A 10703-nucleotide genomic window follows, 5' to 3' on the forward strand; every position below is an offset into this window, starting at 1 on the left:
TCTGTCAGTCCAGCAGGCACAATTACCACACCATCGTTTGGTACCGCTAACCAACCTGAGCCGGTGTTGTATTCAAGAGAGCCAAGGTCACCGACTTCGGTATCACCAAGATTGAGGCCAAGTTCTACCTGAACGTCATCTTCGGAGGCATTAGTTAGCGAGACAACAAAATTGGCAGTGTCACCTTCGTTAATGGTGCCAGCATCACTGATGGATACTGTTGGGCGGTCATCATCCGGGTCAGATCCTGGCCCTGTACCATCATCCAGTATCGTTACAGCGCCGCTTTGTTCTCCATTTTGATTGAGTGTCGAACCAGACAACTCAAAGGTCTCTGCTCCCTCAAAAATGTCATCGTCCGTTGTATTGATAGTCACACTATAAGAGGTGTCATTCGCAGGAACGGAGACTTCAAAACTACCGTCTGGATTTACAGCAATCACCTGCGTACTGTCATCTTCAAATGTGATGGTGACCGATGTGTTCGTGTAATCAATACCACCTTCTGCAGTACCGTCTGCCAGGTTCATAATTACCGTCGTATCTGTTGTACTTGGGTTTGAAAGTGACACGTCCAGAGTGGCTGCGTCACCTTCGTTGACAGTAGTGTCAGTGATGGATGCGACAGTAGGTCTGTCATCATCTGGGCTTGAACCAGGACCAGAACCGTCATCTATGATCGTAGCGACACCAGTCGCGGGTTCTGATTGCCCCTGCGTTCCTCCAGTTAGGGTAAAAGTTTCGCTGCCTTCAAAAAGGTCGTCATTGATCGTATCTACAGAGATATTGAAAGAATCATTGCCAGCAGGAATCGTAACCGTGAAGGTACCATTTTCATCCACAGTTACTGCTTCCGAGCTTCCATCTTCGAACGTAATGGTCACAACGGTATCGTTGTAATCAGTTCCACCCGAAGCAGTATCCTCACCAAGTGAAAGCACAATATCGGTCTGTTGCGGCAATGGTTGATCAAGTGTTATGTCGAAAGTGGCTTGTTGCCCTTCACTTATCGTTGGACTAGATATCTCTTGAACAATGGCTTGTGCAGGAATGATTTGCTCGCGAATAAATTCCAAGAGCGAGAGCTCTTGTGTCTCAGACAAAGCAATCGCGGTACCGACAGTTTCAAAGTCTGTGCTTGCCAAAGATTCAGCACCCGTCCGATCAACTGCCCCTGTAGTTTGAGGGCTAGAGCCAGATGATTCACCAGCCGCCGTTTCGAAGTCTCCTTCTAACTGCGCTGGGTCTTCGCCCGCTGCGATTGCCTCAATCAGTGCAGTAATGTCGTCCGTGACATTTATTGAGCTACCATCAGGGGTCACCTGCTCGAAATTAAGCTCTGAAGTATCCGAGACTTCAGTAATGATTAACTCTCCAGGTGCTGGTAACTGCCCTGGTTCCAAAGTCTTGATTTCCCCATCGACTCCAATAACCACAATATTGGTAAATAACGAGCTAAAGGCCACTCTATCCATAAATCACCTCACCGACGCCAGAAGACGTCAAAAGTTTGTCACCCCAACAAATACGACTATAGTTTAGTCAAATCATTTGTTTTTCGTTGTACGTAAACACGTAGAAGTAAGTAGAAACTCTGGGGGCGGAGTTTGCTTTGCTGGAGCGTCAAATTACGGTGAAGAACGCTATGATATTAAGAATTCAAGCTTTTCTTTCAAAAAGAACCATTAGTCGAATGAGCAACATTTCTCATATGTGCTAAGGTTTTATAAGGCGAACTACTGGATTTTCTGAATAAAAGCCTAGGGTTAGCAGGAAGTTGATCATTAAACCGACACACGACTGTTATTTATGATGTTTTGTCTCACTCTTGAGATGGAATATCAAAAAAGAAATACGAATTTTCTAGGAGAACCACCGTGAAATGGAATCAACTGAAAATAGCTTGTTGCTGTAGTTTGATATTATCTCCATCCGTTTTCGGTCAAACTTTAGAGCAAGCGGTAGCACTAACACTCAAAAACAACCCAGACATTAAAAGTGCATTTAATGAGTTCAACAGCCGAAAATACGTAAATGAGGCGGCTTCGGGTGCTTACCTACCTTCAATCGATCTTGATGCGGGGATTGGCTACGAAGGTCTTGATCCATCTGATGAAGGCGGTAGAGGGGATACTGACTACACAAGGAAAGAGGCATCGGTGACGTTAACTCAATTAATTTGGGACGGGAGCGCGACACTCAACGATATCGATCGAACGGCTGCAGATGCAGAATCCGTTAGATTTCAACTCTTAGCAGATGCCTCTGATACGGCTCTTGAGGTAACAAAAGTGTACCTTGATGCGGTCAAAGCCTATGAAATTCTGACACTTTCCGAAAATAATTTAGCAGTACATAAGAAAATTTATGCGGACATTAAAAAGCGCGTAAACTCAGGGATTGGTTCAACCGCAGACTTAACCCAAGTTGAAGCTCGTTTGGCAAAAGCGCATGGTAACTTAGCGGCAGCACAAAATAACCTCTTTGATTCTCACACCATGTTCACTCGACTTGTCGGGCAAAGTCCTCAAGGTTTGATTTTCCCAAGAGCTGATGAAAATTTTCTTCCATACACAATTGACGATGCCATTGGTTTAGCTTTTGAGGTGCACCCTGTAATTCAGGTAGCACTTGCAGACGTTGACTCAGCGAAATTCCAATACAAACAATCAAAAGGGGTTAACTACCCTACACTCTCCATCGAGGCTTCACAAACGTGGCGTGATGATGCTGACGGTTTAAAAGGCAGAAGTGATGAGACTCTCGCCATGCTGAGACTTCGTTATAACCTCTACAATGGTGGTAGCGACGCAGCAAACTCTGAAAATTTTGCCTACCAGCTAAACAAAGCTAAAGACTTACGTGAGGGAGCATATCAAAACGTAGAGGAAGGATTGAGACTTTCTTGGAGTGCTTTGGACTTAACCCTGCAACAAAAAGAATTCTTATCAGACCATGTAGACTCTGCAGCAAAAACTGTCATTGCCTACGAGAAGCAATACCGCATCGGTAAGCGTACATTACTAGACTTACTCAACACGGAAAACGAACTTTTTGAAGCTCGTAAAGATTATTTGGATGCGAAATACGCAGAGCAATACGCTAAGTACCGTGTTATGAACGCAACTGGACAACTGCTTAACTCATTGCGCATCGATATTCCGCAAGAGTGGCTAGAGAAAGTGGAGTATTAATATGAAGATAATACCTATTTTTTTCACGGTTTGTTTGATTTCAGCATGCAGCGGTTCTAACTCAAACAGAGTAACAGGCGATGAATATGAATACATAGAAACGCCGAACGCTAACCAGATTGCCGACTTAATCGACGATGACAGCGATGGTGTTATCAACGCACGAGACCTCTGTCCAGGAACTCCGGAAGGTTCGGAGATCGATAATGATGGCTGCGGTGAATACGCGAAATCGTCTCAAGAAATGCAGATTCGAGTCTTATTCGCAAACGACTCTTCTGAGATTGACCCTGTTTTTGCTAAACAAATCAGTGATCTTTCTGACTTCTTAAAAGAATACCCTACAACATCAATCGAGTTGCAAGGTTATACGAGCATTACTGGCACTGATGAGTATAACCTCGCTCTTTCAAAACGCCGGGCAGAGAGTGTAAGACAAGAGTTGATTAACAACGGCATATCCCCAGACCGTCTGCGTATTGTTGGCTTTGGTGAAACCAACCTAGCGTCAACAGGTACTGATGAAACAAGTCATGCGTTAAACCGACGTGTAACAGCGACAGTGGTTGGTTATAAAGGCGAAATCAAGAAGGAATGGACTATTTTCTCAACCCTACCTAAGAGTTAGTGTCTTGTTCTAATCATTAATAAAAAGGTCTAGCATTTGCTAGACCTTTTTAGTTAGTGCTACAAAGCGGAAGGAGCATACTCGCCACTTCCTTAAATCGACTAACTCATATCGTTGTTGATTTTCAGTAGATCGTTAAGAATGGCGCTACCATCTGCCGATGATAAAGAACCATCACTTAAAAACTCACTGTACTGGCTCTTGCCGTCCTCAATCACCACTTTTTGACTCGCCGAGCCATCCGATTCAGATATGGTCAGAATCAAGTTATCACCATCAGCTTCAAGGCCGATCTCGTTATTAGCCAATAAGCTGTCAATCGAGTCTGAGTCATCAGTATGAAGTAAGTCAGAAATATCGATCTTGTCTTCACCTTTCGTGAAGTCCTTGATCGTATCTATCTCACCATCACGAATACCTGTTCCGTCATCAACGAATTTGAAGATGTCCTCACCATCATCTCCGATAAGAATATCATCACCCGAGCCTCCAATCAGAATGTCATTACCGGACCCACCTCGTACGGCGTCGGAGCCTTCTCCGCCATCTAAGATGTCGTGCCCTGTTCCTCCGAACAATATGTCAGAGCCTTCTTCACCAAAGATTACATCATCTCCAGCGCCACCATGACCAATATCCAAACCAGCTTTGCTTTGTGACTCAGCTTTCAATGCCTGATCTTGATCGTTAGCAGTATAGGTAAGGTTATTGAGAGCAGTGTTAGCAAAATCATTCAAGACTGATGCAAACTCGTTTTCTGGAATATCACCATCTTGCTCTTGAACATGGCTTTCGCCTAAGTAAATGGTGTCATCGCCATCACCCAAGAAGACTTTATCGTTGCCTATACCTACATCAATACTGATGCCTGTATTTGAGTCGTACTCATACTGACCATGCTGCTCTGGTTCTCCAGCATTCGCGATAGCTGCACTTTGTTGCCAATCAAAATCACCATATCCTGAACGATAAGCAACGGAATCAATCATATCGTCATCAGCTACAAAATCTGGAGATTGAGTGGTTACTGTTACTGTTGCAATGCCACTCTCAAGTCCATCGCTATCGATGGCGATATAATCGAACTCGTCTTCAACAGCATGAGAGGCACTCGTTTCAAGAGCAACTCCAGCCAACGTAAAGCCCGCATTGTTTCGGCTCGATTCAGGTACTAAGCGTATCTCATCATAAACACCAGAAAAGGCGATCGTCGCATTTGCTTGGTGAGTGCCTGTTTCTACTAACGTTAACTTTTCTGTACCAACAAGGATGCCATTCTTAAATAAATAAGCATCGATATACAAAGCTGGCCCATTATTACCGCTTCCATTAAATTGCTCATTTAAGCTCGCAAGGGATAGCGTGGCATTTTCAATATATCCTCTCTCTGCTGAGATACTGATGTATTCACCAAGGTCTGTTTCATCACCTACCCCATTAGCATCCCTGTTCGCCGCGACATAAAGGCCTTCTTGATGAGCAGCATGGTCGTATTTGATAACTTCATTTCCAGAGCTATCAAACGCACCATTGGTCATTACACCGCCAGAGATAACAATACCTGCAAGTTTCAGCTCTGCTGCGCCAGATTCGTTATTTTTTAAACCTGTAGAATCGAAATCAGAGTCATTAACATTAAATGACTGACTAACCGTAGGAGAGTTCTCTAGTTCGTAAACAACATTTTCCACATCATCAATCACAGAGCCTTTCGTTAATAACGTCTTGTTTCCTGAGTCATCTACATAGTACAACGAGCCCTCTGTAGGGACAGACTCTATACGGACAGAAGTGGTTTTATCATCAGATTGAGACTCATCATCCTCTTTATCGGTAGCATGTGTTTGGAAACTGAAACCAACAAATTTAGTATCTGAAGTAACAGTGAAGTCATTCGCTTTTGGCGGCTCATTGTCATCTTCACCAGACGTAGGGGTTTCTCGCACTTCGACATTAATACTAGCGGTGGTCTCAGCCGTTAAACTGCCGCCAACATCACTATGATCGCCATGCTCATCATCTTTGTTGGTATCACGCTCAGTTGAAGTCGCAATAACAGTAATGGCAAATACCCCAGCATCTTGCGCTTTGACTTGTAGGTTAGACAAATCCCATCCCGTAACGTCTATGCGATCATCTTTGTTCTCTTGTGTAACCACATAGATATTTGCACTGTCACCTTCACCGTCTTTAAGTACTGAGCCGACGGGAATCCCTGTTAACTCGACTTTCAAACTTTCGGATTGGTCCAAACTATCTTGAAGTGATGCGTCTATTTCACTGAGCTTAATGAACGAGTCTTCGTACCCCAAGTTATCTACTGCCGTGAACTTGATATTATCCATGATGGCGCCTGTAGAGTCGGCTTCATCGGCTTCAAACAATAAGCGATACTTACCTGACTCCTCGACTGGAAGCGTGATCGATTCACCTTGATACCAACCATGAGTAGTCGGGTCGAAGTCATAGAGCTCCACTTCACTACCATCAATCGGATTACCCTGATCATCCAACTTAATTAGAGTCACCGACATATCAGACGTATGTGCCTTATTCGTTCTGGCCGCAATATCAAATTCAAAGTTGTAAAAACGTCCGGCAACAAGGTCCATATCGGTGTATAGAATCTTGTCTCCTACCTCACCTTCAATCTCCATTACTTGGTTTGTTGAATTACCTGGCAGGTATGTACCTTCGGTTCCAACTTCAACATGTTGACCAGGGTTTGAAGTAAACCATTGGCCAACTGTGCCAGCACCCTCTACTTTGTTGATTTCAATATCGCTATCCCATGAGCCTGACTTAATGGTGACATCTTCAAAGTCAATCGCCGCGACTTGTGCAAAGCCGCCAATGTTTAGTATCGGCTTATCCGCATCGGGGTGAACGTCAACGCTTATGCTGCCCATCTCTACGATAGTATTGCTGTCGTCTTTCGCAACAACTGAAATATCGAAGTTAACGTCACTATGCTCCGGAGCTTTGACTTTCACGGAGCTAATGTCGTCAATGCTAACGACGATTGCATCAGCACTATTAACCACGGATGCTTGTCCATTAATTTCGATAGTAGAACCTTGCGGAATACCACTTAACTCTACAGTTGTAACTGAGGTTTCAGCATCATTAATGGCAATACCAAGATCAATAAACTTATCTTCAAGGCCTACAACGTTTTGTAGCGAAAGCTCTTCTTCTTGCGTGACTGCAACTGAAACTATCGCCGGTGCAGAAGCGTTAATACCATCTGAAACAAGCACTTCAATAACACGATCTTCTTCTTCAGGGGTATCGCTAGTGTTAATAAAACGAGTCGATTGCAAGAATGATTCAAACTCTGCGGCAGAAACATCTCCCGAAGGATGTGTGATTTGCAGAACGACCTCTCCGTCAATCATCGCTTTATTTACTGTAAACACACTGTTTTCGTCCCAAGTAAGGTCATCACCTTCTTTTGGGTTAGTCAGAGTGATTGTCATTGTTCGAATGGTGTCTTTGTCGTCAAAAACATCAGCATCGATAGTTGCGAGTCGAGCTTCGTCACCTTCTACGTAACTTGAACTGTAATCAACACCACTCTGGGCACCATTTAAATCAACAAGCGGCGCCTCATTATCTAGGATTGTTGCAATCCCTGACTCAGCTTGTTCTTGGTAAGAGGTTTTTCCAGATAAACTAAATTGCTCTAAGTTGTCAGAATGCTCGTCTTGTATTGTTGCTACTTCAACTGCAAAAGAACCCAACCCCTCTGGCACTGTAACAACAAATTTTCCATCAATGACTTCGACTGTATCAACTTGCTTATCATCGCCACTACCAAATACGACGGTGACACTTGAGACGTTAAAATCTTCACCACCTTTTGCTGAACCGTCATTAAGTGACATTGTCACTGAAGTTTCTGATTCACTTGTATTGGATAGCTCGACGATGAATTGTCCTGCGGCTCCCTCTTCGACGTCAAAGCTTGAAATACTCTCGACAATTGGACGATCGTCGTTACCAGTTTGAGGACCATCAACATCAGGATCGGATCCATCATCGACAATGTTCGAGTGAGCAGAATCAAAATTATTCGCTACATAGCCACTTTCATCGGTTACGACCAATGTGAAGTCTTCACTACCTTCAAACACCAAGTCATCTTGCGTTGCCACTTCAATGAAAACTTCCGATGCGCCCGCTGGTATTTCAACGATAGGTTTACCTGTCATCGAATCAATAGTTACCGGAACTTCAACTCGCAGATCATCACCAGTTGGTTGTGGATCTAGATAATACGCAGTAAACAATTCAGAAAGGGCTTTAAAATCTTCAACTTCTGCTGAGTTTTCAGAACCATCAAGTGCTAGGTTTAGCGAGATATTGATATCCTCACTCGATGGGTTGGTTAGAGCAACTGAAAATACTGCTTTAGAACCTTCAGCAACGTCGCCTAAGCTTGTGACACTCAGGTTCAAAGCCTCTGCATTGACAATAGTGCCACTGCTCGATACATCACCGACTTTTATACTGTAGTCTTCATCAAGTTCGTGTACGCCATCAACAACGGTTGGAATAAGCACCGTAAAGTCTTTCACGCCAACTGGAATAATGAGTTCACCTGCATCTTTGTCATACTTAACACCGTTGGTGAACACGACATCAGTAAGATTGACATCATTTTCACTGGCGTCATCACCTAGCTGTCCAAACTCAATATCTAGGCGCGTCTCTTCAAGAGCACCTGAATCTAGGCTGACTTTAAATGCCAATTTGTCACCTTCAAAAACTTGGTTCGATAACAAATCGATGCTTTCAACCACCACTTCTACTGGCTCTGGATTTACAATAACGCTCACTGATGCGGTATCAAACCCACCTCTGTCATCCGTTATCTGGTATTGAAAATCGGTCTGTCCGACAAAGTCGCCATTTAAATCAAAGTAGACAACCCCATCTTTGATGTAAGCTTCACCTTGTGACTCGCCATATACATAGGTAATACGGATGCTATCACCATCTAAATCCGAGTCATTGGCAAGGAGTTCTGACACTGGAATTTCAAGCACACCACCCTGGTTGACCGCATATGCCCCTTCACTAGAAGCTTGGAATCCAGTAACAAAGTAGTCTGATGAGTCGTTGCCTTTTGCAGGAACATCAACAAAATCAGTTGCTTCAAAGACGATTTTATCAAAAGCAATAGGTTTCCCATCTTTAGTTAGGTCAACCGTGTACTCTCCTTTGTGGTTTCCATCGTTTGCCACAAAGGTATCGCTCGCAACGGCGACACCATCAAGGTAAGCCACCCACTTACCTTGCTCATGGTTTCCGGCTTGATCACCTTCATTTTTATACAAATTTGAAACCGTAAAGCTGAACTCCGTCGCTGGTTTATCGAGATCAATAACGAACTGCTCAGACTGACCCGTTTCACGATTAAACTGTAGCTGAGCCTCTTCACCACCATTTTCATGACCAGCCACACCACGCTTATCTCCGTCCTCAGTAACAAGCCTCGCTTCACCGGCATAATTTGCACTGATCGCTGCACCTTGAGACGTCCATGAGCCTTCGTTGAATGAACCTAGTTTAACCTCAAAGCCTACTGGATCGTTTTGTGCATCTGGAGCTTGGTTTGTCTCTTCAAACGTAACAGTCGAGACATCACTAAAGTTGCCATCGCTGTCTAGTGCTCGATAATCAAAGCTATCACTCAAGCTCGTTTCAACTGAGCGAAGCTCCCAGTTTCCCTTACCTTCTGTAGTCAATTCTATACTGGTAATTTCTACATTTTCGGGAAGGTCAAATCCTTCAGATGGAATCGTTAATGAATGGAACAGGTCACTATTGCCCGAAGATTCTTTTTGAAATTCAAATGTTTTGCTACCACCTTCGTAGTTCACGGTGACGACGACACTTGACTCATTGGCATTACCTAAGTCTTTTTCAAAGTAACCACCCAATCCATCAAGGCCAAGAGTTACGCTATCTGCAGGTCGGCTATCAAATTCAATAATGAGCTTTTCGCCTTCGTTGACACCCTGCTTGCCACCCACACCAAGACCATAACCGACATGATTTGCGCTTTCATCACCACTATATTGAGTAAGTTTTCCGCCTTCACTGCGAATAGTGACAATGTCACCACCATCCAACTTAAGCTCGCGCGTATTCGCGTTTACCTTTTCTCCCCAATTATAAAAGTCAGAGGTACTCGAGCCGCTATCCGGTTGACCTAAAGGTTGAGTATCGGCATTACTATTAATGCCAAGTGAGAAGCCTTCTGAATGACTATCTGGCTGATATTCAATGAAATCAGGGTCAAATTTGGTGTATGTCGTATCGCCTTCACCTTGATAAAGATCGGCTTCTTTAATCTCTACGCCATTGTGGAAAAGCGTCCCATGCTCAGGTAGCTCAGTGATCACAACGTGGAGCTGCTCATTTGCTGCATCATCTTCTTCGTCAGAGATGTGGTCTTTCTCTTCACTTTCGTGATCAAAGCTAACCTGAGTGCGATTTCCACTTGACACTTCGACAGTGAAATCCTCAGATTTAGGAGGGTTGTCTTCATGATCGGCGATGGTTCCTGTGCCCACTGCCGGGGTCGCTTGTGATGCGGTTGCGCCTGATAATGTAAACGACTCATTACCTTCATACACATCATCATTAAGGGTTGGAACGATCACGCTGAAATCCGTGTGACCAGCAGGAACCGTGACGCTGAAGTTACCGTTTTCATCGACCGTCACTTCTTGCGTTGTATCATCCGCAAACATAATCGTGACCGTCTCGCTGAAGTCCACGCCCAATGCCGCACTGTCACCTGCCAATGACAAGTTGACTGTGGTCGTCGTTGTACTCTCATTGCTCAAGGTAACGTCGAAGCTGGCATT

Annotated in this window: 4 protein-coding genes; 2 read left to right on the top strand and 2 right to left on the bottom strand. The window is 44.1% G+C overall.

The features are described 5' to 3' along the window. Positions 1-1475: Calx-beta domain-containing protein (locus QTO06_RS24115; protein ID WP_331410142.1), on the bottom strand; the 1475-nt coding region annotated here is incomplete at its 3' end. A 402-nt stretch (positions 1476-1877) separates the two neighbouring features. Between QTO06_RS24115 and QTO06_RS24120 the strand changes: the two genes are divergently transcribed. Both QTO06_RS24120 and QTO06_RS24125 read left to right on the top strand, forming a co-directional pair. Continuing rightward, on the top strand, positions 1878-3194 hold the full coding sequence (locus QTO06_RS24120; RefSeq protein WP_331410143.1) for a TolC family outer membrane protein: 1317 nt from the start codon (positions 1878-1880) through the stop codon (positions 3192-3194). Position 3195: 1 nt separating this feature from the next. Then, positions 3196-3822, top strand: coding sequence for an OmpA family protein (locus QTO06_RS24125; RefSeq protein WP_039841989.1), 627 nt, complete (start codon positions 3196-3198; stop codon positions 3820-3822). 101 nt (positions 3823-3923) lie between these two features. On the opposite strand, the gene QTO06_RS24130 is transcribed toward QTO06_RS24125, so the two are convergent. Further along, on the bottom strand, positions 3924-10682 hold the full coding sequence (locus QTO06_RS24130; RefSeq protein ID WP_331410144.1) for a Calx-beta domain-containing protein: 6759 nt from the start codon (positions 10680-10682) through the stop codon (positions 3924-3926). Positions 10683-10703 lie beyond the last annotated feature (21 nt).

This window comes from Vibrio sp. M260121, assembly GCF_036533715.1.
GTDB lineage: Bacteria > Pseudomonadota > Gammaproteobacteria > Enterobacterales > Vibrionaceae > Vibrio.